Annotated in this window: 18 protein-coding genes; 11 read left to right on the top strand and 7 right to left on the bottom strand. The window is 54.9% G+C overall.

Translation table 11 applies throughout. The annotated features are described in order from the left end of the window. The first annotated feature begins 26 nt into the window (after positions 1–26). Genes cbiB through IE090_RS09200 form a run of 4 tightly spaced genes read left to right on the top strand, consistent with a single transcriptional unit; the run spans position 27 to position 6143 of the window. Positions 27–971: an adenosylcobinamide-phosphate synthase CbiB gene (gene cbiB / locus IE090_RS09215; protein WP_189388083.1), complete on the top strand. Its 945-nt coding sequence runs from the start codon at positions 27–29 to the stop codon at positions 969–971. Continuing rightward, positions 965–1984: an aminotransferase class I/II-fold pyridoxal phosphate-dependent enzyme gene (locus IE090_RS09210; RefSeq protein WP_189388082.1), complete on the top strand. Its 1020-nt coding sequence runs from the start codon at positions 965–967 to the stop codon at positions 1982–1984. Before cbiB ends, IE090_RS09210 begins: the two co-directional genes overlap by 7 nt. A 14-nt stretch (positions 1985–1998) precedes the next feature. Continuing rightward, complete coding sequence (locus IE090_RS09205; RefSeq protein ID WP_229815637.1) at positions 1999–2907, top strand: cobalamin-binding protein; 909 nt, start codon at positions 1999–2001, stop codon at positions 2905–2907. Positions 2908–2963: 56 nt separating this feature from the next. Next, positions 2964–6143 (top strand): ImpA family metalloprotease, encoded by a 3180-nt coding sequence (locus IE090_RS09200; protein WP_189388081.1) that lies wholly within the window; start codon positions 2964–2966, stop codon positions 6141–6143. Between the two features lie 67 nt (positions 6144–6210). Here IE090_RS09200 and mqo read toward each other — a convergent pair whose 3' ends face one another. The 6 genes from mqo to IE090_RS09170 form a co-directional block, all read right to left on the bottom strand. Then, positions 6211–7689, bottom strand: a complete 1479-nt coding sequence (mqo, locus tag IE090_RS09195; protein ID WP_189388080.1) for a malate dehydrogenase (quinone) — start codon at positions 7687–7689, stop codon at positions 6211–6213. 411 nt (positions 7690–8100) lie between these two features. After that, on the bottom strand, positions 8101–8517 hold the full coding sequence (locus IE090_RS09190; RefSeq protein ID WP_189388079.1) for a BLUF domain-containing protein: 417 nt from the start codon (positions 8515–8517) through the stop codon (positions 8101–8103). Positions 8518–8571: 54 nt separating this feature from the next. Then, a complete protein-coding gene (locus tag IE090_RS09185) occupies positions 8572–9261 on the bottom strand; it encodes a 3'-5' exonuclease (RefSeq protein ID WP_189388078.1) in 690 nt (229 codons plus the stop codon). Then, entirely contained in the window at positions 9258–11159 is a 1902-nt protein-coding gene (locus IE090_RS09180; RefSeq protein ID WP_189388077.1) for a DUF294 nucleotidyltransferase-like domain-containing protein, read from the bottom strand. The genes IE090_RS09185 and IE090_RS09180 overlap by 4 nt, the downstream gene beginning before the upstream one ends. Before the next feature lie 56 nt (positions 11160–11215). After that, positions 11216–12718, bottom strand: coding sequence for a flavin-containing monooxygenase (locus tag IE090_RS09175; protein WP_189388076.1), 1503 nt, complete (start codon positions 12716–12718; stop codon positions 11216–11218). A 232-nt stretch (positions 12719–12950) separates the two neighbouring features. Continuing rightward, positions 12951–13250: an MGMT family protein gene (locus IE090_RS09170; protein WP_189388075.1), complete on the bottom strand. Its 300-nt coding sequence runs from the start codon at positions 13248–13250 to the stop codon at positions 12951–12953. An 84-nt stretch (positions 13251–13334) separates the two neighbouring features. Between IE090_RS09170 and IE090_RS09165 the strand changes: the two genes are divergently transcribed. After that, positions 13335–13949, top strand: coding sequence for a hypothetical protein (locus IE090_RS09165; protein ID WP_189388074.1), 615 nt, complete (start codon positions 13335–13337; stop codon positions 13947–13949). Positions 13950–13961: 12 nt separating this feature from the next. Here the strand turns inward: IE090_RS09165 and IE090_RS09160 are convergent, their stop codons facing one another. Beyond that, a complete protein-coding gene (locus IE090_RS09160; RefSeq protein WP_189388073.1) occupies positions 13962–14720 on the bottom strand; it encodes an SDR family oxidoreductase in 759 nt (252 codons plus the stop codon). Between the two features lie 357 nt (positions 14721–15077). Between IE090_RS09160 and IE090_RS09155 the strand changes: the two genes are divergently transcribed. The 6 genes from IE090_RS09155 to IE090_RS09130 are packed head-to-tail and all read left to right on the top strand — an operon-like array spanning position 15078 to position 24357. Then, complete coding sequence (locus IE090_RS09155; protein WP_189388072.1) at positions 15078–16280, top strand: CaiB/BaiF CoA transferase family protein; 1203 nt, start codon at positions 15078–15080, stop codon at positions 16278–16280. Positions 16281–16322: 42 nt separating this feature from the next. Then, positions 16323–17459, top strand: coding sequence for an acyl-CoA dehydrogenase family protein (locus IE090_RS09150; RefSeq protein ID WP_189388071.1), 1137 nt, complete (start codon positions 16323–16325; stop codon positions 17457–17459). A 10-nt stretch (positions 17460–17469) separates the two neighbouring features. Then, on the top strand, positions 17470–18675 hold the full coding sequence (locus tag IE090_RS09145) for an acetyl-CoA C-acetyltransferase (RefSeq protein ID WP_189388070.1): 1206 nt from the start codon (positions 17470–17472) through the stop codon (positions 18673–18675). Between the two features lie 10 nt (positions 18676–18685). After that, positions 18686–20860 carry a 3-hydroxyacyl-CoA dehydrogenase NAD-binding domain-containing protein gene (locus IE090_RS09140; RefSeq protein WP_229815634.1) on the top strand — a complete coding sequence of 725 codons (2175 nt, stop codon included), beginning with the start codon at positions 18686–18688 and terminating at the stop codon, positions 20858–20860. 57 nt (positions 20861–20917) lie between these two features. After that, complete coding sequence (locus tag IE090_RS09135) at positions 20918–23185, top strand: ATP-dependent helicase (protein WP_189388069.1); 2268 nt, start codon at positions 20918–20920, stop codon at positions 23183–23185. Next, positions 23182–24357, top strand: coding sequence for a DUF4124 domain-containing protein (locus IE090_RS09130; protein ID WP_189388068.1), 1176 nt, complete (start codon positions 23182–23184; stop codon positions 24355–24357). Before IE090_RS09135 ends, IE090_RS09130 begins: the two co-directional genes overlap by 4 nt. Positions 24358–24416: the final 59 nt, after the last annotated feature.

Below are 24416 nucleotides of genomic sequence, written 5' to 3'. Positions count from 1 at the left end.
GCCATTCTATGACAGGAAAGTAACGAATGCTGTGGTTTTCGGCCAAGGGGGCCGTGATGATGATGCTGGCCCTTGGCTTGGATCGTTTAGTGGCTGAGCCTCGCCGTTGGCACCCATTGGTCGGCTTTGGCCTGCTGGCCCAGCAAGTTGAGCGCGTCTTGCGTACCTTGCTGGGCCGCCATCTGCGCCTGGCTGGCATGATAGCGCTGCTGTTGATGTTAAGCCCGGCGCTGGTGCTGGCCACGAGCTGGCCTGTCATCTCCGGCAGTACCTGGCTGACGGGTATCGTGAATGGGCTGCTGGCCACAGTGCTGCTCTACCACTGTTTGGGATACGCCAGCCTGTTGCAACACATCGGCTGGATAGAGCAGGCGTTAGATGAACAGAACATCGAGCAGGCGCGGCGCTACTTAAGCTGGATCGTCAGTCGCGACACCTCGACGCTCAATCAAGATGAAATTGCCCAAGCGGCGCTGGAGAGTTTGCTGGAAAACAGCGTCGATGCCCTGTTTGCCAGCCTGTTCTGGTTTGCCGTTGCCGGGCCTGCGGCAGCGCTGCTGCATCGTTGGAGTAACACCCTGGATGCCATGTGGGGGTATCGCAATGAGCGCTATCGCCAGTTTGGCTGGGCCGCCGCGCGTCTCGATGATGTGCTGGCTTGGCTGCCTGCACGGCTGACGGCGCTGAGTTTTATCCTATTGCGCCGTCGCGGCACCGTGGGCTGGCGCTGTTGGCGACAGCAGGCCAGCGCTTGTGCCAGCCCAAACGGCGGGGTGGTGATGTGCGTCGGTGCGGGTGTGCTTGGAGTGCGCTTGAGTCGTGGCGGCTGGTATCAGCAACAATGGCAGCCCAAACCCGATATGGGTGAAGGGCCAAGGGCCAGTCGTCTTGATTTGGCGCGTGGACGTCGCCTGGTGCGCGATGTTCTGGTGCTCTGGTGTGCGCTTTGGGTGGCGGTGGCACTATGGTAAGTCGGCCGCAGCATGGCGGTGATTTACAGCGCGCGCTGCATCAATACGGCGGCACGGCAGAGCAATGGTTGGATTTGTCGGCGGCGATCAGCCCTTGGGCTTACCCTCATGAGTGGCCGTCGGCAGAGGCAGGCCATCATTTGCCGCAAACCACCGAAGCCGTGTACGACGCCATTCAGGCGTATTATCAGCCGGCCAAGGGCTGGCGGGCGGAGGCCGTGGCCGGCAGTCAGGCGGTGATTCAGTGGTTGCCTTGGCTGCACCGTCAGCAATATCGGGGCAAGTCGAATCAGGTATGGCTGCTGGCCGGCAGTTACGGCGAGCATGTCTGGCGTTGGTCGCTGGCGGGCTTTGATGTGTGCTTTTTCACCCCTGACGCCCTTGTCCATGCATTGGCTGTGCAAGCGCCACCGGCGGCGTTGGTGTTGGTGAATCCGGACAACCCCAGTGGCCAGTTGTGGTCAGCGACGCAGCTGTGGCAATGGCAGCAACAGCTGGAAGGCGGCTGGCTGGTGGTCGACGAAGCCTTTATGGATGTTTGGCCGCAGCACAGTCTGCTGCATCGGCCTGCTTGCGACGGCGTATTTGTGTTGCGCTCGCTGGGTAAGTTCTTTGGTCTGGCGGGGTGGCGTTTGGGGGTGTGCTTTGCCAGTGCTCGTTACATCGACTTGCTGTGCGACTGGCTTGGCCCCTGGGCGGTGAACGGTCCGGGCCTTGCTATCATGCAGCAAGCCTTGCTCGATGATGCCTGGCAGCAGCAACAACGCCAACGCTTGCTCATCGCGCAGCAGCGAATGCAACGTCTGTTAGATGATAAGGGGTGTCCTTATCTTGCCAGCCAGCCTTTGTTTGTCACCATACAAGCCGATTCACGCTTACAGCAGCGCCTCGCAGAGCAGCACATTTGGAGCCGCTATTTTGCTGAGCAACAGCGTGTGCGTTTGGGGTGGCCGGGCACTGAGCCGGGCTGGCAGCGCTTAGGCCAGGCTTTGGGGAGTCAAAATCAACCGTGATAGGACGATCAATCATGCAGTGGAATGGTTTAACTAAGCGCCGGTTGAGCGCCATGCTGGCGCTGATGTGGCTGGCGTTGCCCGCGCTTGGCTTCACGCTGACCGATGACAGCGGTCAGCAGTTCCAGTTTGAAAAGCCGGTAAAACGCATCGTTAGCTTGATGCCCCACGGCAGCGAGCTGTTATTTGTCGTTGACGCCGGGGATCGCTTGGTCGGCACGGTAGATTACTCAGACTACCCAGCGGCTGCGCTTAAAGTGCCGCGTGTTGGCGGCTATTCCGGTCTTAATATTGAGCGCATTGTCGCGCTGCAGCCCGACGTCGTCCTAGCCTGGCCTGAGGGCAATGCCAATCGCGAGCTGCAGCGCTTGCGCGAGCTGGGTCTGACCTTGTTTGTCTCGGATCCGAACAGTTACGAGGGCATTGCTCGCAATTTGGAAACACTGGGGGCATTGGCGGGTAAAGCGGAGCAAGGTCGTCTGCAGGCTGCTGAGGTGCGCCGACAAGTGGCTGAGCTGCGCCAGCGATATCAACAGCGCGCCAGCGTGCGAGTGTTTTATCAAGTCTGGCATGAGCCATTAATGACACAGAATGGCGATACCTTTATTTCCCGCGCCATTGAGCTGTGCGGTGGGCGCAATGTCTTTGCTGAGTTAAACATTCGTGCACCGCAAATCAGCCTGGAGGCGGTGCTGGCAGCCAACCCAGAAGCCATCGTTGCGTCTGGTATGGGCGCTGCAAGGCCTGAATGGCTGGATGAGTGGCAGCGCTTTCCAGCGCTGGCCGCGGTACAATCAGGCAGTTTGTATCACATACACCCGGATTTGTTTCACCGTCCTACGCCCAGGTTTCTGCAAGGAACGCGACAATTGTGTCAATATTTAGACGAAACTCGACAACAACGGGCAGCTCACCAGCAGTGAGCGTACACTCAGCAGCTGTAGCTAGGCGAACGTTCGGTAATAATAAGCGAGCCAGTATGAAGTGGATGATAACGACTCTGTTTGTAGCCCTGATGGCAGGCTGTGGCGGTAGCTCAGGCGACAGTTCAGGTGACAACAGAGACAACAAGGAAGAAGTGCCGACTCAGGTTGATGACGAGGCTGGCAACGAAACGCCGCCGGCTGATGATAATAGCGACGATTCTGACGACCCGGATAAGACACCTGGCAATCAGGGCGACGACACCGACGAAAGCAATACGGATGACGATGCTAACGGCGGTGAAAACTCGGATGGCAGCACTGACAACAACACCGACAACAACACCGACAACAACACCGACAACAACACCGACAACAACACGGGCAACAACACGGGCAATACACAGCCAGACCCGTTATTTAACGATCTAAGCCAAGCCCAAGTGGCCTTACTGCAGCAATCGCTGCAACAGGGCATTGTGGCCGAAGGCCTAGGCCTAGACACCTTATTGCAGGTGGCCCTCAATCAACTGGCGTTGGATCAGCACAGGTACGACAATGCTCAGCAGCAATTATTAACCACGGGTCTGAGCTGGCAACTGCCCGCCGATGCCGTGCGGCTGCAAACACGCTTTGGCTTAAGTGCGCCGGCGCTTTTGAGTGATGTGAGCGCTGAGGGTGAAAGTGACCAGGCCGTATTTGCTGCCATCAGCGGTGATGATGGCCAGCGTCAGTTGGTCATGGGCGTTAACCCTATGATCGCCAGCGATGACAACATCAATGCCGCAGTAAACAAGTGGCAACGCTCTAGCCTTGCCTGGCTGGCTCAGCGCGATGTGGCCGATGCCAGCCCGTTAACCATCGCCTTGGCGCATTTGCCGCAAACGGCAGAGCAGGCCATGCGTGAGTGGCTGTTAACTTACTTTCCAGAAAGTGAATTCAGTGCCTTAGGTGCCTGCGATGGGGTCAACCTGCTGGGCTGTTTGACCACCGAAGTGGATGTGTTGATTTTGGGGCAGCAAGGCCAGCCAGACCAACGCGAAGGCCTGATGTTGGCGCTGGACCAGGTACAGCAGCAGGGCATCGGTGTTTTGTATTGGCAGCAGGGCGCACCTAATGATATTGGCCGCGCGGTACTAGAGGCGCTGCAGGTGGATTATTTGGGCAACAACAGCGCTGGTTATGTGCTGGATGATCTGAACATGGCGCCTTACATTGGCAAGTTGCCAGCCCCAGAAGCGGACATTCAGCGCACGGTGAAGACACTGCTCGATGGCGACAGCCAGTTCGACTTTAGCCTGTGCCAAGACGGCGATTGTCGCAATGTAGCCGGTTTTTATGCACAGTTTTGGCAGGGAGCTCAGGCACTGCAGCAGCAGTTGCGTGAGCTGGATGCGGCCAACACCGCTCTATTTGACGGTCAAGTGTCTGGCTGGCTGCCTTGGTTAGTATTGGCGGGTGACGCCGCGCGCCAACAGGTGCGTTACCCCATGGATCGGCTCAGCACACCCACGCCAGAGTTTTTACGCGCCATGTTTGCCGATGTTAGCGCATACTATTCCCGCTCTAGCGCGCCTGCCGCGCCGGATTTAGGTAATTTTAGCCGCACGGATTTCTCCCATATCACGCCGGTGAATCAATCGATAGAAACCCGCAGTCGACCGCCTTTCCGTTCAACCGGTGTGTATGTACTGCCAGGGCAAACCGTGACCATTCGTCGCTATGACGGCAGTGCTGCTGATGTCACTGTGTTTATCAACAGTGTGCGCGACAGCGCCACCCGCTGGTGGCAGGGACGAAACGAATACAATCGGCCTAGGTTTTTGCGCTCGGTCGCCATTAACTTGCCGGCGGGGGAAACGATTCAACTAACCTCGCCTTACGGCGGACCGCTGCAGCTGGGCTTTAGTGACAATAACAGCCCGATCAAGCTGTTGGTTGAGAACATTGGCCTGCATCCATATTGGAAGGGTATCGAAGACAGTACCGCTTTTTTTGGTGATCTAGCCGCGGACGATTACGATTGGGCAGAGTTGGCCACGCCTTATTTTGAGATCCACGCCAAGCGCGACAAGTTGCAAGCCTCTGTCGAGGATTGGGCGGTGACGCCGCAAGCCTTGGCGACAGATACACAGCGCTATCTGGATCAACTGCCGCATATGCTGGCTGGTTTTCAGGGAGAAGGCATTGATGAAGTGCTGGAGATCAGCAACTTTGCCCTGCAGTACGGTTTGGAGCTAACACCGCGCCAGCAGGTTCAACACATGAACGCCGACCAAGCCAGCTGCGGCTGGGGCTGCGCTGGCAACCCCTATGACGCCGATTGGCGACCGCTGCCCACCAGTCATGGCGACCTGCACCAGCTTGGTCGCAATTTGACACGGCCATTATTCCGCTTTGACGGTTGGGGGGAGTACAGCGCCACCAATTTGTATTCCTATTACAGCAAATATCGTCACTATTTAGACACAGGCCAAGTGCCTCAGTGCCAAGCGCTGCCGTTTAGGCAGTGGTTTGATGCCATCGTTGCCGCACAGCAAAGCGACGATGCTTTTGCTTCGATTGAGCAGCATGACTACCGTCGCTGGACCCATGGTGCTGCGGTGTATTTGCAGTTGATGATGGCGGCGCAAATGCAAGGTGCCTTGCAGGATGGATGGATGCTATTGCCGCGCCTGCACTTGTTGGAGCGTCGGTTTAGCGCAGCGATGGCAAGCAACAGCAGTTGGTTAGCACAGCGTGAAGCCTTGGGCTTTACTTCCATTCCTTGGTCATTAGCGCAGGAAATGGGCGCCAATGATTGGCTGGTGGTGGCGATGTCACAGGCGCTGGCACGGGATGTGCGACCATTTCTGGCGATGTACGGCATCAAAGCCAGCGACATGATTCAGCCGCGAGTGGATGCTCTGACCTTGCCGCCACTTGAGTTACAGTTTTACGCGGCGGATGCCCAAAGCTATTGCCTAGGGCTCGAGCATACGGCGTTGGCGGTGGATGGCAGCGATGTCTGGCCGGGTGAGGAAGCTGCAGAGGGTGATACGGCCAGCGATAATGAAACCGTCGATGGTGAAGTTGATAGCGAGGCTGGTAGTGAGGCTGATAGTGAGACCGGTGACTCTGCTGGCGATGCAACGGATGACAGTTCTGCGAATGACGAAGGCTCTGCCACAGAGGGCAACACCGATGGTGAGAGCGACACTGCTGCCGAGAGCGATACGAGTGTCGAGGCCGCGTGAAGTAGTGGGGCAAGCGGCACTAAAAAAGGCCAGCATCATGCTGGCCTTTTTTGTGGATGCAGAAAAACTAGCCCAGCTGCAGAGTTTGCAGCGTGCGCTGTCGAATGCCGTTTAATAGCTCGGCATCGTCGACCAGAGATTGGCCATACGATGGGATCATTTCCCGTAGACGCTCGCCCCAGCCGTTTTGCAGTTGCTCTGGGAAGCAGCGCTCCAGCACTTCGAGCATGGCTTTCACTGCTACCGAAGCACCCGGTGACGCACCCAACAAGGCGGCTATGCTGCCGTCTTTGGCGGCCACCAGCTCGGTACCAAACTCCAGCTTACCGCGCCCTTGGGCATCGCGCTTAATGATTTGCACACGCTGGCCGGCATCGGCCAAAGTCCAGTCATCATCGTTGCAGCCTGGGAAGTAGTTGCGCAGCGAGGCACAGCGCTCATCGTGGGATTGCATCACTTCGCTGATCAGGTACTTGGTCAGGTCCATGTTGTTCATGCCCACCGACATCATCGGAATCATGTTGCTGATCGAAACCGACTTGAGCAGATCCAGCTTGGAGCCTTTCTTTAAGAACTTGGTGGTAAAGCCAGCAAAGGGGCCAAACAGCAGGGCGGGCTCACCGTTGATGATGCGGGTATCTAAGTGTGGCACCGACATCGGCGGAGCACCGATGGCTGCTTTACCGTACACTTTGGCACTGTGGCGTTTCACAATGTCTTGGTCTTTACATACCAGCCACTGACCAGATACCGGGAAGCCGCCGTAACCATTAGCCTCTTCAACACCAGAGGCCTGCAGTAGTGGCAGTGCGCCACCGCCAGCACCAAGGAAAACAAAGCGTGCATTAACGACTTTGCTGTTGCCGCTGACGCGATCTTCGAGCTCAACATTCCAGCTGCCATCGCTTTGCTTGTCAAAATCTTCCACTTGGTGGCTGAGGAGCAACTCGAAGTTGTCCGTTTTTTGCAGCTGCGCGACCATGTTGCGAGTCAATGAACCAAAGTCGACATCGGCACCATAGCTGACGCGGGTGGCTGCGACGGGCTCTGCTGGGTCACGGCCTTCCATTACCAGTGGCATCCACTCGGCCAAAACGGCCGGATCTTCGCTGTATTCCATGTCAGCAAACAAATGATGAGCTGACAGCAAGCGGTGGCGCTCGCGTAGAAACTTAACGTTGTCTTCGCCCCACACAAAGCTCAAATGCGGCGTAGTGTTGATGAAGTTCTTTGGCTCTGGCAAGTCACCGTTTTCTACTAGATGGCTCCAGAGTTGCAAGGATATTTCGAAGTTGGCATTGATGGTGAGCGCGCGGTCGATGGTGACGCTGCCATCATCATTTTGCGGTGTGTAGTTCAGCTCGCAGTAGCCGGCGTGGCCCGTGCCAGCATTATTCCAGCCATCGGTACTTTCGTGAGCAACATGATCCAAGCGCTCAACCATGGCTAATTTGAGTGTTGGGTCCAGACGGGTGAGCAGGGTACCCAGAGTCGCACTCATCACCCCGCCACCGACGAGGAGCACATCGACTGATTGTGTAGTCATCACGATTTCGCCTTTGTTAAATCAAAATCTGGTGCGTTTTATTACGTAGTATCACTGCCTGCTTGTGGCGGGCACTGTGGTAATTGCGCAAGACGCTGCTTTATACACAGCCGCGAATCTGCTGACAACGAACAATAGACATGGTTCTACTAATGTATATTCGCTGACGATCTTTGCAGTGTAGCTGGCTGAAGGCAGATCTGACGCGGGTCGACTCGGTGCCTATTACGGCCTACCTGAATCAAACGCGAAGCCTGTCGCGAACCGTTACAGCGCTGTGGCTCTGGCTTTCCAGAATGTCGGAATCAGCGGGTGGGACAGGGAGCTCGCCGTTGCCAACAGCTATTGCGGTTGCGCTAAATGCGCGGAAATTAACGGAAAATTGCTACCTGGTCAATCCTGAGCCAGATACTAGGTCTCTGAGTCCGCAGCCAGTGTGCGTAAAAATGCGAGCGCACTGGCCGCAGTCATACGGTAGGGGTTGAAGTCGTCACTGTCGGAAAACCGAAAGGCCAATGCTTGTATCTGTTGGTTATCGGGCACGTATTTCATCGCCCACTGACCAAAATAACGCTCATCAACCTCGCCATAGGCCACCAGTGTGACGTGCCGGTGGCGCGGGTCGGCGACGATCTTGTTGTACATCAGATTGACCTGCTCACGCGGCCCTTCTAAACACTGTAAGAAAAACTTGCGGTTAAAGCACAATACGCCGCTCAGCCCTAAGCGCGGGTTGTTGGCCTGTGCAGCTGCCATCATGGCTTCGATGTCATTTTGGCTGAACTGTTCAGTTTGGCTACTGGCGTAGATTAAGCGAGTCAGATACATGATGGCGTCTCCTGTTTTTCTGACCATAGCCTAGGCCGAGGGTTACTCAAGCCATTACAACCATAGTTCACCTACGGGAACATCCTCACGGTATTGATAGCTTAGCTGCGCCAGCAACAGCTCTGCGGTGGCAATGGCATCGCTAAGGGCTCGGTGTGGCGGATAATAAGGTAGAGAGTAACGCTGGCGGCAGTCACCTAGCCGCAGGGACCCAAGTGGGCGACGCAGCAAGCGTCCAATCAGCCCTTGGCGCTGGCGCAGGGCACGATATTCCAATTCCATGGTATCGATGACGGGAAACTGAATATCTTCTTGAATGCGGCTCAACAGCGCTTGGCTAAAAAAGCTGCGTTCAATCGCTCGATGATGTACCACCACGACTTTGCCTGCCAAAGCTTCTAGTACGGGTTCTAAGATCAGTTCTAAATCTGGTGCAGCGCGAATCTTACTGTGGGTGATGCCGTGAATGACGACGGACTCTTCCTCGAGTGGCTGCTCCGGTTTCACCAGCCACTCGTTGGCTTCGCGTAAAAACACACGTTGGCGACTAAAAGGCACTAAGCCGATGCTAACAATGGCATCTTGGCTGGCATCTAGGCCGGTGGTTTCGAAGTCCAGCGCCACCAGTGGCGTTTCACCAATAGGCGTGTCGGCGCTGACCATGCCGGCACCGTAATAGCGTTGTAGACGAATATCGAAAGCGGCGGTTTCAAGTTGTTGAAAGCGTTCTGGCCAGTCGCTCATCGAATGCCGCCTTTCGTGCTGGAGTGATAGCGGAACTTGAGAAAAGCCTGGGCGCGATCAAGCACCTGAAAGGCTTCTTTTAAATTGCGCCGCTCAAAGGTCGATAGTAGCTCGGGCTCGATGTTGTTGTCCGGCTCTTCACCGCGCTCAATATCGGCGGCCTGGTAACGAATGCGTACCATGGCGATGTATTCCAGCGCGTCGCTTAAATCCTGGCCCTTTTCCGGCGGCAAAATCTTAGCTCGGATCACATCTTCTAAGCGTTCAAACGAGTTTTGTGAGCGTGAGCCAACGGCCAATGCGTGCACCCGAATGACGTCCGACAGCGGGGCCGTACCACGGCGTTTTAAGTTGATCGAAGGGCGATGCTGGCCGTCTTGCTCCATCACAAAGCCTTTGAAAAACCCTAATGGCGGGGTTCTGCTGAGTGCATTGCGAGCCAGGTAGTTTAAAAAGCGAGAATTATTACGCGACTGCTGCGCAATAAAGCTTTGTAAATCACGCGCCCACTTGGTTCGGCCCCACACGCCATCAAGGTCAAAAAAGATGGAACTGTGCAGAAGTGCTTGTGGCGAAGGCTCTTCTATCCAGCCGCCAAAGCGCTCTTTCCACTGGCTGAGGGTTAAACGCCACTCTGGATTGGTGGCCATGATGTCGCCATCACAGTAGCGATAGCCGCACGCATTGAGGCCATCACAGACAAAGTGCGACAGTTTTTCAAAGTACTCGCCATGTTCTTCAGGATTGTAGCGATCGTCGAGAATAATGGCGTTGTCTTGGTCGGTAACGATCAACTGCTCGTCGCGCGCCATAGAACCGAGGGCCAAAAAGCAATAGGGCAGAGGGGGCGGCCCAAGTTCCGCTTCTGCCATTTCCAATAATTTCTGCTTGAATGAGCGACCAATGACGGCCATGGCCGAACCAATCATATGGGAGTTGGCGTCTTCTTTTACCATGCGCACAAATACGGCGGGCAGTTGTTTGGCGAGCTGAGTTAGCTCTTCCAGGCTTTGTTGGGCAAAAATACTGCGCACCAACAACAAGCTACTTTGCGATTCATGCTGCACTATGTCTGACATGGCAATGACGCCAATAGGACGACGACGATGCACGACGGGGAGGTGATGTAGATTGTGCCTAAGCATCGTAAGCATGGCTTCAAACACGTAGGCGTTATCGTCAATCAAGACCATATCAGTGGACATGACATCCCCCACTGGCGTTGACCCGGGACGCTCTTCGGCCAATACGCGCATACGCAAATCACGGTCGGTTAAAATGCCCACCACCTGACCATCGTCATCGTTTGGGTCACTGCTAATGGGCTGGTCTGGGTCGGTCACCAAGATGGAAGAAATTTGCTGGTCTGTCATCAACTTGGCAGCTTGAGTAACGCTGGCTTGGCGTTCTAACGTAATCGCTTCCCGCTGGATGAGCGCATTAATTTTGACCGTGGTTAAGTCGTTATTGTCAGCTTGGCTCGACAATGTGTGGCGCAGTAAAGAGCTGCCTTCTGCCTCAAAAAAATCGGCAAAATCTTCAAAGCGATCGCAAAAGTTGGCGTATAAATCAGCGGGAATGCAATACAGCAGGCTGTCTTCCATGGTGCGCGCAGGGAAGCGCACGCGTCGATTCATCATCAAGCCCATTTGCCCGAACACATCGCCTTCCGCCAAGCGGTTATAAAGCTCGCCATTGCGGCGGTAGGTTTCCACCGCGCCGCTGCGAATGATGTATAAATCTTGGATGGGATCACCGTAGCGCAAAATGTCTTGGCCGCTGCGGTAATAGGATATTTCAGTGGCTTGGGCCAGCTCGGCTAATGCTTCCTCAGGTAAATCATCAAAAGGAGGAAAGCGCTGGTAAAAATAAACGATGTCTTGAAGCTCTGCCTGCATAGTGGTGGCACGGGTTGCTGACTATGCAGGCAGGCTAGCATGGTGGCTGGCAGAATTCACGGCATAGATTGCGATGGCTGCTGCTCAGATGCGTGGTGAGGAGCGCTTTCAGGGCTGCTGTATTCCAACGCTGGGTCATCTAAGCTGGCCAAGCGCAGCAGTGACATATCTAGAAAATAGTTTTGATATAACTTCCAGGGGCGAATGGAGCCTTGCTTCGGAAGTTGCTCGCGAATGCGACTAATATAGCCGGATTGCATGTCGATAAACGGGCGCTTTTCGATGTTCGGATTATCATTTATCGGAACCACTTGTTGCTTGCCGGTGGCTTCCATGTGGTTCAATAATCGACAGACAAAGCGAGAAATTAAATCGGCTTTTAACGTCCAAGAGGCGTTGGTATAGCCAAACACCATGGCCATGTTGGGCAGGTTCTCAAACATCACACCGCGATAGCTCATGCTTTGATTGGGCACAAATGGCTGGCCATCAATGCTGACGTCCATATTGCCCAGCATTTGCACCTTCAAACCCGTCGCGGTGATGATGGTGTCCGCTTCCAGTTGCTTGCCAGATTTTAATAAGATGCCTTTTTCGTTAAATCGATCAATGTGATCGGTCACAACTGAAGCTTTGCCCTGCTGAATGGCTTTAAACATATCGCCGTCAGGTACGGCACATAAACGCTCATCCCAAGGGTTATACTTCGGCTTGAAATGGCTTAGATCAAAGCCGCGAGGCAATTGCTTTTTGACCGTCCATTGCAGAAATTTTCGCGCCGCTTGTGGAAAGCCTTTGCAAAAGCGATAAATCCCTAGGGTGATCGATACATTGCGGCCGCGAATGATTCGATAGGCCCACTTTTCAGGCAGCAGTTTGCGCAGTGCAGTCACCATCACATCTTGCTGTGGCACTGTGATGACATACGATGGTGAGCGTTGCAGCATGGTCACGTGTGCCGCTTTATCAGTCATGGCTGGGACTAAGGTAACCGCTGTTGCGCCGCTACCAATAACGACCACTTTCTTGTTTTCGTAGTCGTAGTTTTCAGGCCATTGCTGCGGGTGAATGACATCGCCAGAAAACTCCTCTTTGCCAGCAAACTCAGGTGTAAAGCCTTCTTCATAGCTGTAATAGCCGGTGCAACTCATTAAAAAATGGCACTGGTACTGTTTAACTGTGCCGTCCTGTTGTTTTACATCTAACGTCCAGCGTGCTTTCTGGCTGTCGTAACGTGCGGCTTTGACCGTTTGGCTAAAGCGAATGTGAGGTTCTATCTGGTGCTCCGTGGCCGCTTCACGAATGTAGTCGCGAATATCTGCACCGTCGGCAATGCCTTTGCGCTTAGTCCAAGGCTTGAACTCGTAGCCTAGGGTAAACATATCGGAATCTGAGCGAATGCCTGGGTAGCGAAATAAATCCCAGGTCCCGCCAATGGCCTGACGCCCTTCGAGAATCGCGAAGGTTTTTTGTGGGCAGTCTTTCTTTAAATGGCACGCGGCGCCGATGCCCGACAGCCCGGCGCCAATAATGATTACGTCGAAATATTCAGTGGCCATAAGGGGCATTCCTGTTGTTATTTTAGATGCTGTCACTGTGACGGATGTCATCGCTGTTCAACAGGTGATTGTCTGTCAAATTTATGGGGTGTCTAAGCAAGAGACTTAGCTGATTGGCAACTCAGTGAGTCAATGAAGGCTGCGCCATGCCTTGGCTTAATTGCCGACGGCAGGATAGAGCCATCATCTATAAATACCTGACTAGCATCGGGTGAATCGACGCCACCAGAATTTAACGCCATTGATAGCGCTTTAAATCGATACGGCCATTGTCCGCCACTTCTACACCATCGACCTGCAAGCGTCGTCTTTGCTCATCAGCCTTGGGCGAACTGATGTGCCCTGCCGCATTAATCACTCGATGCCACGGCAAGGTGGTATCTGCGGGCAGTTGCTTGAGTTGTTGACCGACCCACCGCGCTCGCCGTGGCCAGCCACACAGTTCAGCCAGTTGCCCATAAGTGACAACCGAGCCTGCAGGAATCGCAGCAAGGGCGGTGTAAAGGCGCTGTTGAGGAGAAACCGTGTGCATGAACTTCGCTGTGAACTTTGCTGATTGGTACAAAAGCTGCGTAAGGGAGGACAGTAGCAGAAATATCGGTCAGAGGAAGACACTATGATAGATCGCTTGAGTGCCAGCACTGCATGGCAGAGCCTAAACCCTAAGCCAATCGAGCAAACTCAGCCGCCGGCCAGCAAAGCTTCAGCATCGGTGGACACGGTTAGCCTGCAGCGGCCAAACGTTGCCGCCGATATCGAGCAGTCTGCGGCCTTGGTGTTGCCAGAGCTGGCCCTGCCCACCCAGGCGGACGTTGACCTATTTCAGCAAGATTTTCGCCGCGCCATGACCAAAGCTGGCATTGATTGGTCCGGTAAAATCGACCTCACCATCAACGGCGAGGGCAAAGTATTGGTTAAAGGTGACCATCCAGATAAATCTCGCATAGAGGCGCTGTTTGAGCAGGATTCAGAATTGCAGCAAGGCTTTGTTAAAACCGAAATGGTGCACACCTTTCGTAAAGTTCAGCAGTTGCACCAGCAGCGCGAGCAAATGCTCAACAACGGCGCCAGCGAAGAAGCGGCCAATCAATGGCTGGTGGATCAAATGATGAGAGTTACCGCACAGCCGTCGACGGTCAGCATGGTGGATGGACGGGTGGCGCCGCCAGACAGCCAACAGTATGGCGGTCTGGCGGCGATGCAGCAGTTGCAAGCCAAGTATACGGTGTGAAGATTAGGGAAATTACAGACGCAAGCCGCCGTCGACTTCAACGACTCGACCTGAGACGTAGTCGTTCTCCAGCAGGTAAGCCACGGTGTGGGCAATTTCCTCAGGTTGTCCCATGCGCTTGGCGGGAATACCAGCAGTCATCTTTTCCAGTGCCTCGGGTTTCATGCCGGCGGTCATGTCTGTGGCAATAAAGCCAGGCGCAATGGCGTTAGCGCGAATACCGTAGCGTGCCAGCTCCTTGGCCCACACCACCGCCAAACTGGCGCCCCCTGCTTTGGCCGCAGAGTAGTTGCTTTGCCCCATATTGCCAGCACGAGAAATGGAAGAAATATTAATAATACAACCGCCTTCACCGCCTTCAATCATGTGCACAGCGGCTTCGCGGCCACAGAGGAAAACCCCAGTGAGGTTAACGTCGATAACGGCTTGCCAGTGCGCCAGTGACATCTTGCTGATAACGCCGTCTTTGGCTTTGACCATCAGGCCATCACGCAAAATACCGGCGTTATTCACAAGGCCATGCAAACCGCCCATTTGTTGCACAATGGCGCTGAAGGTCTCTTCGACTTGCGTCTCTTCGGCCACGTTGCAGACAAAACTGGCGGCTTCGCCACCGGCCTCAGCGGCCAGTCTGCAGGTCTCTTCCATATGCTCCTGATCGATGTCGATCACAGCGATTTTGGCACCTTTTTTAGCCAGATAAACGGCCATGGCGCGGCCGAGCCCTTGGCCACCGCCGGTAATGGCGACGACTTTATTGGTTAAGTTCATAACTGTCTCCTGTGGAGTCAAACTGGAAATAGTGCTCTGCCAGCGCGACTGAAACACTGCGCGACAGTTCAGGGCAGACGATGCTCGTAGGGTCAGATACCACAGAATCACTCCTGACCCAGTCTGCGATGCTCCATGCACTGTCCATTATAGGGCAATTCGGGACAAATCCAGGGATAAACACCTGCTCCATGGTTATTTCGCTTAGGACATTGGTGGTAGGAATGATCAGTTGGATTAACTTGGGTGGTCATTGCTGAGCAGATTGGCCACTAAAGTTGCACATATCCCACCTTGTGACAGCGGGTTGAGGGCAGTAGCGTGACCTCACGATAAAAATAACGATTGGAGTGGGACATGCTGCCGTTGTCAGGTATGACAGTTCTTGATTGCTCACGTTTACTGCCAGGCCCCCTGTGCAGCATGCATTTGCGCGATATGGGCGCGCGCATTATTAAGGTAGAAGACACCCGTGCTGGCGATTATGTGCGCCACTTGGGTATGCCAGCGGGTCAGATTAATCCGGTATTTGATGTACTTAATGCCAATAAAGAGTCCATTAGCCTGGATTTAAGCCAAGAGCAGGGCCGGGCGTTGTTTTTGCGGTTGCTGCACAGCGCCGATGTGGTGCTGGAGAGTTTTCGACCGGGTGTGATGCAACGGTTGGGGTTGGATTTTGACAGCCTTAAAGCCCAGCGCCCTGGTCTAGTGATGTGCTCGCTGACGGGGTACGGCCAAACCGGCCCTTGGGCACAGTTGGCCGGCCACGATATGAACTACTGCGCCATCAGCGGTGTATTAGAGCAAAGCGGGCAAGCAGGCCAGCCCCCCGCGTTGAGTAACTTTCAAATAGCCGACATTGCTGGCGGTGCCCTGAGTGCCGCCATGGCTATTTTGGCGGCCTTAGTCGGGCGGCTACAGCAGCAGCTGCGTGGAGAGTCGCCCGAGGGATGCTATTTAGACATCGCCATGACCGACTGCGCTTTTGCCAATCATATTATACCGTTATCTATGGTGAATCTTACTGGGCGCACAGCAGCGCGTGGCAAAGACATGCTCACCGGCCAGCGACCCTGCTACGACCTGTATGCCACTGCAGACGGGCGCTATATGGCTCTGGCCGCGTTGGAGCTGAAGTTTTGGCAGCGTTTTTGTGAGGCGGTTAAGCGGCCGCAATGGATCGAGCGCTATCAGGACGTTGGCGCCGCGGCTGAAGAGTTGCGCCAGCAAGTGGCCGCGCTATTTGCCAGCCAACCACAGTCTTACTGGCGCGAGCAGTTAGTGGATGCCGATTGTTGCGCGACGCCCGTTCTTACTACCGCTGAAGCGTTTGAGCACCCACAGCTTTTAGCGCGGGAAATGATTCATCAGCTGAATAATCAGGCTGGGCAACGCTGGCAAGTGCCGGCCTCGGCGTTTGCATTTTCCGGCGAGCGTTTTTGTGCCAGTGGCGGCGGCCCGCTGCAAGGCGAGCACAGCCGGGCAATCTTGCAAGAAATTGGCATAACCGATGCCGACATTGATCAGTGGCAACAGCAGGGCGTTGTGCGTGTCTCATAGTACCAATGCAGTAAAATTCAATTAAATAATAAGGATAACAATATGATTCCACGCAGTGTGTACAACCAAGAGCACGACATGTTTCGCGACGCGGTGCGCAAATTTATGCAGCGCGAAGTGGCCCCTTACCATGATGAGTGGGAAAAGCAGGGCCATATCTCGCGTGAGGCTTGGAAAAAAGCCGGTGACGCGGGCATTTTATGCACGCATTTGCCAGAAGAGTACGGCGGCAGTAATGTCGATTTTCGCTATTCTGCCATCGCCATTGAAGAGCAAGGTTATGTATTTGCTTCTGGGCCGGGTTTTTCTCTGCACTCAGATATTGTTGCACCGTATATCTTGCACTACGGCAGTGAGCAGCAAAAACAGCATTGGCTACCGAAAATGGCCGCCGGCGACGTCATTACCGCCATTGCCATGACAGAACCAGGCGCTGGCTCAGATTTGGCCGGTGTGCGCACCACCGCCATAAAAGACGGCGATGATTACATTATCAACGGCTCAAAGACCTTTATTACCAACGGGCAGTTGGCTGACCTGGTCATTGTGGTGGCCAAAACTGATAGCAGTGCCGGTGCCAAGGGCGTTAGCTTATTTTTGGTGGAGGGCGATCGCGCTGGTTTTCAGCGCGGACAAAACCTCGATAAAGTCGGCATGAAAGCCCAAGATACGTCGGAGTTATTTTTCGACAACGTACGCGTGCCGCAAACCAATTTGCTGGGCCAAGAAAACGCAGGCTTTATTTATTTAATGCAAGAGTTGCCCCAAGAGCGCTTAAGCGTTGCCATTATTGCTGCTGCGGCGGCACGTGCTTGCTATGACGCCACCCTTGATTACGTTAAGGAGCGCAAGGCATTCGGTAAGCCCATCGCCGCGCTGCAAAATACGCGCTTTAAACTGGCCGAAATTCTAACCGAGCTAGAAGTGACGCAAACCTACGTTGACCGCTGTTTGGAGCTGCATTGTCAGGGGCAGCTATCCGTTGAGGCAGCGGCGTCAGTAAAACTGTGGGCCACAGAGGCGCAATGTCGCATCATCGATGAATGCGTACAGCTCCATGGGGGTTACGGCTATATGTGGGAATACCCAGTGGCACGTGCCTATGCCGATGCGCGCGTGCAGCGTATTTATGCCGGTACCTCAGAAATTATGAAAGAAATTATTTCGCGCAGCCTTTAAGGGAAGCATTATGACGGACGCCTATATTTTTGATGCCATTCGCACACCGCGCGGTCGCGGCAAAGCCGATGGCAGTTTGCACCCAATAACACCGGTAAAACTAATGGCCGGGTTATTACAGCAACTGCAACAGCGCCACCAACTGGATACCTCCCAATTAGACGATGTGGTATTGGGCTGTGTTGAGCCGGTGATGGAGCAAGGCGCTGATATTGCTCGCACGGCGGTGCTGATGGCGGGCTATCACCAACAAGCGGCGGGCACTGTGGTCAGCCGTTTTTGTGCCTCAGGCCTTGAGGCTGTTAATGTGGCCGCTGCCAAAGTCAAAGCCGGTGAGGCTTGGCTAACCATTGGCGGCGGCGTTGAAAGCATGTCGCGCGTGCCTATGGGCTCGGGCGGCGGTGCTTATTACACCGACCCCAGTGTGACCCATCAGTTGTCCTTTGTGCCGCAGGGTATTTCTGCCGATTTAATCGCTACGTTAAATGGTTTTAGCCGCACCGATGTCGATAGCTATGCCGTTGAGTCTCAGCGTCGGGCCCAGCACGCCTGGCAGCAAGGTTATTTTGCGCGCTCGGTGATGCCGGTGCACGACAGCTTGGGGCAGGTGTTATTAGCACAAGATGAGCACATGCGACCGGGCGTTACCCTGGCAGATTTAGCGCAGTTAAAACCGTCTTTTGCTGCGCCCGGTGAGCTGGGCTTCGACGCCGTTGCCCAGCAAGTGTATCCGCAGGTTGAAAAAATACAGCACGTGCATCATGCCGGTAATTCATCCGGCATTGTGGATGGTGCGGCGGCGGTATTAATAGGCAGCGCAGAAGCCGGTAAAGCACTGGGGTTAACACCGCGCGCGCGTATTCGCAGCGCCGCATCCATCGGCTCAGAGCCCACCATCATGCTCACCGGCCCTGCACCGAGTGCTCACAAGGCCTTAAAAAACGCCGGTATGGACGCCACTGATATTGATTTATGGGAGCTTAACGAAGCCTTTGCCTCAGTAGTGCTGAAGTTTATGCAAGACATGAACATTGATCACAGCGATATCAATGTTAACGGCGGTGCCATTGCCATGGGGCATCCACTGGGGGCTACCGGCGCCATGATTTTGGGCACGGTGTTAGATGAACTTGAGCGGCGCGATCAGCAAACTGCATTGATTACGCTATGCGTCGGCGGTGGCATGGGTACCGCCACCATTATTGAACGGGTTTAGGGGAAGAGCGATGACAGCAGCAATGATGAGTTATCAGGTCGACCATGATGGCATAGCCACCCTGATTTGGAACGACAGCGAAGCGCCAGTGAACTCTATGTCGCAACAGGCGGTGGAGTCGTTGGCCAACATCGTCGATGAAGTCATTAGTGATGATAGCGTCAAAGGCGTCATTCTGACTTCTGGCAAAACGGATTTTGTGGTCGGCGCTAATTTAAAAGAAATTCTCACCATGAAAAGCGGCGATTGGCAGCAAGACGCTGAGCAATTATCGGCTTTTATTCAGCGCATTCATGGCGTTATGCGCAAGATGGAAACGGCAGGCAAACCCTTTGTCGCCGCCCTGAATGGCACGGCGCTGGGCGGTGGCTTAGAGCTGGCGCTGGCCTGTCATCATCGCATTGCCGCTAACCAAGCCAAGGCACGCTTTGGTTTTCCGGAAGTGAATTTGGGCTTATTGCCCGGCGCCGGCGGCACCCAGCGTTTGCCGCGCATGTTAGGCATCGAAAAAGCATTGCCTTGGCTTATGCAAGCCACTCAGGTAGGGCCGGCTCAGGCCCAAGCCGCTGGCATCATTGATGAGGTGGTCGAGCCTGAGCAATTATTGCCCGCTGCGCGTCAATGGTTATTGGATAACCCACAAGCGTTGCAGCCTTGGGACGTCGGCCTAAACAACAAGCGCAGTAAATTTCGCATGCCGGGAGGCGAAGTGCAGTCGGCCAAGGTCGCGCAAACCTTTATGGGCGCTGAGGCGATGTTGCGGAAAAAAACCTACGGCAACTATGCGGCACCGCAGGCCATATTGGAGGCCGTTTATGAAGGCTGTCAGGTACCGTTTGATCAAGGGCTGGCGATTGAAACGCGTGGCTTTGTTCGGCTGTTGTTGTCCGATCAGGCGAAAGCACTGATCCGTACGTTTTTTACGGGCTTGCAACAGGTCAATAAACTCAAGCATCGCCCCGTGAATATTGAAAAACGTCAGTTTACCAAAATCGGTATTTTAGGCGCTGGCATGATGGGGGCTGGCATTGCCTACAGTGCATCCTTAGGTGGCCTAGGCGTGGTGCTGCTCGATACGGATCAAAATCAGGCCGAACAAGGCAAAGCCTACAGCGAAAAACTGCTGAAAAAACGTTTGGCGCGCGGCAAAACCAGCCAAGAAAAAGTAGACGCGCAGCTCGCACGTATTTTACCCACCACCGATTTTAATGATTTAGCCGGCTGTGACCTGGTCATTGAAGCCGTGTTTGAAGACAGACACATTAAAGCCGAGGTCACCGCCAAGGCTGAAGCTGTGCTTGGCAGCGATGCTTTAATGGCATCGAACACTTCAACTTTGCCCATCACCAGTTTGGCTGACGCCTGTCAGCGGCCGGAGCAGTTTATTGGTCTGCATTTCTTTTCGCCGGTCGATAAAATGCCATTGGTAGAAATCATCGTCGGTGAAAAAACCTCGCAGCAAAGTGTGGCCTGGGCGTTGGATTTTGTGCAGCAACTGCGCAAAACCCCGATTGTGGTCAACGATAGCCGTGGTTTTTACACTTCCAGAGTCTTTAAAACCTACGTGCTGGAAGGCATGGCATTGTTAAGCGAAGGCGTGGCGCCCGCTTTAATTGAAAACGCAGGCAAAATGGCAGGCATGCCGGTAGGACCTTTGGCACTCAGTGATGAAGTGTCGATGGAGTTGATGGATCGCATTGCCCGCCAAACTCAAGCGGATTTAGGCGATGCTTATACACCGCATCCAGGCGATGAGGTGGTGGATTTTATGGTTCATCACGCCGATCGCATTGGCAAAAAAGCGGGCCGCGGTTTTTATGATTACCCCGCCGGCGAAGACAAAGCCCTGTGGCCAGGCTTGAGTGAGGCATTCGTCCCTGCAGCGACGCAACCCGAAGTCGAACAGGTGATGCAGCGCTTACTCTATGCCCAGGCGGTTGAGGCGCTCCACTGCGTATCCGAAGGCGTGATCAGCCAGCCTCACGAAGTCGACATCGGCTCGATTTATGGCTGGGGCTTTGCTCCGCACACCGGAGGGATTTTGTCGTTTGTCGAAACCATCGAAGGCTTTGACGCCTTTATTGCCCGTGCCGATGCGCTGGTGCAAAACTATGGTGATCGCTTTCGCGTACCGCACCTAGTACGTGAGCTGGCAGAAACCGGTGGCAGTTTTTACGCCTCTTGATTTGGACTGTGGCCCGCGCGGCATTACCATAGCGGGCCCAGTTTAACGAGATGCGCTGTGACCCACTCGCTTACGCCCCAGCAACAAGCCGTTGTCGACCACCGTCACGGTCACGCCAAAGTCATGGCGGTGGCGGGCTCTGGCAAAACCACCACGCTGACGCATTTTATTGCTGCGCGCTTGCGCGAGGGCGTATCGCCACGGCGCTTGCTGGTGTTGATGTACAACAAAGCCGCGCAGCAGGAATTTGCGCACAAGCTCAGCAGCTTATTGCCAGGCCAAGCCGTGCCAGAGGTGCGTACCTTTCACGCCCTGGGGCTGCGTATTTACCAGCGCTTGATCCAACAAGGGGCGTTGCCTGCTTTCCAAGGCAAGCCACTTAGCAATGGTGAAACCGAAGCGGTGGTCTGGCGTTTACTGCAGCAATTGGCGGATGAAGATACCCGCCAGGATATTTTGTCGCAGCGCAAAAAATGGGTTGAGCCGGCGATGGCCTTTATCGACCGAGTTAAAGCCGGGCTAGAGGCACCGGCGCTGGTGTTTGAGCAGTTGCAACTGCCGCCGCAATGTCGCTTATTTGTTGAACTGTTTGATGAGTTTGAGCAATGGCGCCGCCAGCAGCGGCGTATTTCGTTCGCCGATATGTTGTATGACCCGGTGCGTTGCTTGCACGCCAATCCGGCTCTGGCGGCGCAGTTTGCTGGCCATATGCAGTGGATTTTGGTGGATGAATATCAGGACATCAACGCCATTCAACAGTGCTTGCTGGAGCTGCTGCACGGTGATCGCGGCTCTGTCATGGTCATCGGCGACCCAGACCAAACCATTTACGAATTTCGCGGCTCGCGGCCAGAGTTTATTGTCACTGAGTTTGAGCAACGTCTTGGCAGTAACACAGGGGCCGAGGTGACCACCTATCAACTGCCGCATACGTTTCGCTATGGTCACCAGCTGGCCTTGATGGCCAATCACCTGATTCGCCAGAATCAGCAGCGTGATGACGTCTTGTGCTTGGCTCATAGCAGTACCCCCAAGACCCAAGCGCGCTTGCACCTGGCACGTTCTGAGCCGGCGTTGCTGTTGAAACTCATTGAAGAAGAGGCAAAACAACGGCCACTCGAGAGCATGGCGGTGATCCACCGGGTGTGGGCTTTGTGCGCACCGATTGAACTGGCCCTGCTGCAAGCCGGCATTCCCTATCAGTTACAGCATTCACAATCGGTACTGGATCGCTGGGAGTTGCAAATTTTCTGGCAGTTATTTGAGCTGGCCAGCGGTCGCTTTGCCGAACGCAGTGTGGAGCAGCGCCAGCAAGCCTGGCTGCAGTGGCTGACGACGCCCTATCCGAAAGTGCGGCGCCCAGCGCTGGAGGCACTGGCGCAGAAGTTGGCCAGCGTCGATCAGTCGTTAGGGGAAGCATTGCAACAAGCACTGCCCGGTGAGTTAAACAAGTGGCAGGCGCAGCAGTTGACGCGCCGGGCGGAGGTGTTGAGCAGCGCCGAGCACGTCAATGTCAAAGCCCACCGCCTGGTGGAAGACTACATTCACGCCACCGACCTGTATCAGGGCATGGCCGACAGTGCGTTTTCAGCTCAGCAAATTGAAGATCGCACCCATACCATTCGTGCGTTTGTGCGTTTTTTGCGTGATGCCGATATTGCCGCCAACCAAGCTTGGGATTATTTACAGCAGCTGCGCCAGCAGCGTTTGAGTCAGCGCGATGGCGAAGGCATTCAATTAACCTCAGCGCACAAGAGCAAAGGCCTAGAGTGGGACGTGGTGTTTATTCCCGGCCTCAACGAGCATTACTTTCCCTATCAGCCCGACGGCGAATTTACCACGCCTGCCAGTCTGGAAAGTGAGCGCCGGCTGTTATACGTCGCCATGACCCGAGCTCGCCATCAACTGCACTTGCTGGCCCCTGCCGCAGGCAATGAGCGTGAGCAAGACAAACGCCCCAGTCGCTTTCAGGCCGAAATGCGTTTTCAGCACAGCCGAGCGTTAGCGCGCGCCATTGAACAGCGTGGTACCGCCAAGCTAGTGGTGCACGAAGGGCCGGCGCTGGACTGGTGGCCGCGCTATTTTGACGCGATTGGTGTGACCCCCGAGCTGGCCATTGATACCACCCCACCACCGCAAGATACGGTGATTGCTCGCAAAGCCCGGCCTGAGCCAAAGGGCACGCGCGTAAAGCACCAAAGCCTGGGCGCTGGCATCTTGGTGGCGGAGGATGACAACTACATGCGCATTCGCTTTGAGGGTGAGCAACAAGATCGCATGTTCAAGAAAACTGCCGCCATGGCGCAACTGGAAATCGAGCGATGAAAAAACTGCTGCTGCAACTGATCAATGGCGTGTTATTGGCCGCCGTGGTGTTGGTGGCGCTGGAAATGTTTTGGCGTGGCAGCAGCATTGAGCAGCGCCAGCAGTATTTGCAACAGTGGCCATTGCGTTTGAATCCTGAAGTATCGGCATTGCTGCCGCAGTTATTGTGGCCGGCCGAGTTTTCTGCACCAGCCAGCCCAGCAGGTGAGCCGGTGATGACGATGCGCGAGCGCGTGGTGGATGTGCAGCGGCGAGTACGTTCGCTCACCCATGGCGGCGATGTTTGTGTAAAGCCACCGACGCGCGCCATGGATGAGGTGGAGACTGGCGCCGTCTATCGCTGGACGGACGCCAACGGCAAGGTGCATTTTGGCGACAAACCGCAACAGCAGGCAGAAGATTTAACCCAGCGCTATGGCCAGCAAACGGCCGGTGTGCGTGTGACCTTTGATTATCGCGGCTGGCAAGGTGAACCGACCCTGACCCACGAACTGCGCAAGCAAGCAGAATTACTGCACCGAGTGTTAACGCGTTATCTAGAGCCGGACTACTGGCGCCAGATTGATTTGAACTTAACGGTGTTTGCCAGTCAGGAAGCGTTTGATCAGCATCGTGATCAACAGGGCCATCACGGCGAGTGGGCGGCCTATTACGACGGGCGCGAAAATCGCGCGTTTTTAGCGCGGCAAAATGGCCCAGATGGCATGGAGAACACCTTGCGCATCGCCCGTCATGAAATGACCCACGCCATGATGACGGGCATGCTGGGCTCGACACCGACCTGGTTGGCAGAAGGCATGGCGCAATATCTGGAGCGACTGCAATGGCAGCTTAGCTCCGCTCAAGTGGCCCCACCACTGCAGGCCATTGAGCAGTTGCAGCAAACCGGGGCGCCGCGCTTTGATGCCTTGCTGGACGTTCGCCACGACGTTTTTAACGGCAGCGAGCAGCAAGGCAACTATCAGCAAAGCGCGGCCATGCTGCACTTTTTGCTCAGTCACGACGCGGGTCGCCAGTGGCTTAAGCAAACTCTGACCGGCTTTGCTCGCCAACCCTGTCGGCCACTGCCCGCGGCTACGGCGTTTCAGAGCTACCCTGGCGGTTTGCGCGCCGTCAATCAAGGTTACCAAAGCTGGCTGCAAGCCGGGCGCTTTAACAGTCATTATTATTAGGCGATTGTCAGAAAACGGACGCGTAATGGTACTTTTTCGTCATTGAGCGTCAGACACGA

The sequence above is a fragment of the Bacterioplanes sanyensis genome, from assembly GCF_014652515.1.
Lineage (GTDB): Bacteria > Pseudomonadota > Gammaproteobacteria > Pseudomonadales > Oceanobacteraceae > Bacterioplanes > Bacterioplanes sanyensis.
The sequence above is the reverse complement of the archived record's forward strand: the minus strand, read 5'-3'. Positions and strand labels throughout refer to the sequence as shown.